This is a genomic window from Vibrio sp. 1562, from assembly GCF_033340155.1.
GTDB classification, from domain to species: Bacteria; Pseudomonadota; Gammaproteobacteria; order Enterobacterales; family Vibrionaceae; genus Vibrio; species Vibrio alginolyticus.
This window is the reverse complement of record NZ_JAWOVY010000813.1, coordinates 1-509: the sequence shown is the minus strand read 5'-3', so window position 1 is coordinate 509 and position 509 is coordinate 1. Positions and strand designations below refer to the sequence as shown.

The 509-nt window shown below is 48.7% G+C and carries 1 protein-coding gene; it reads right to left on the bottom strand.

Translation table 11 applies throughout. The features are described 5' to 3' along the window. A partial coding sequence (locus R7Z49_RS27815) for an ATP-binding cassette domain-containing protein (protein WP_318112886.1) occupies positions 1–509 on the bottom strand: 509 nt, incomplete at both ends.

Here is a 509-nt window from a genome sequence, read left to right as displayed (position 1 = left end):
GTGCGATCGAACAAGCTTTCCAGAGTTGGATCATGGCTGACAAAGATTAATGTCGCTTTGGCTTCATTAGCCTGTTCCATCAGCAGTTCGATGAACGCCATGCGATTATCATGATCGAGTGCAGATGTCGGCTCGTCAGCAATGACTAACGCAGGATGCCCTATCAGCGCACGAGCTGCCGCCACTCGCTGTTGTTGTCCAATACTCAGCTCCGACACTGGGCGAGAGTGTAAATTTGTCGGTAAATGAAGCCGCTCCAACAAGGTTGTCGCTTGTGATAAAAGCTCGGCTTTGGAGGCGTTTGGTGTCACGCGATCTCGTCTCACTTTACTGAACTGACAAGGAAGTAATACGTTGTCGATGACATTCAAATACGGCAGCAAGTTGAATTGCTGGAAGATATAACCAATGTGGTCGGCGCGGAATCTATCTCTGCGGCTTGAACTCAGCGTCGCTAAGTTCGTATTGAGTACTGATAACGAGCCCGAACTTAACGTATTGATTCCGGT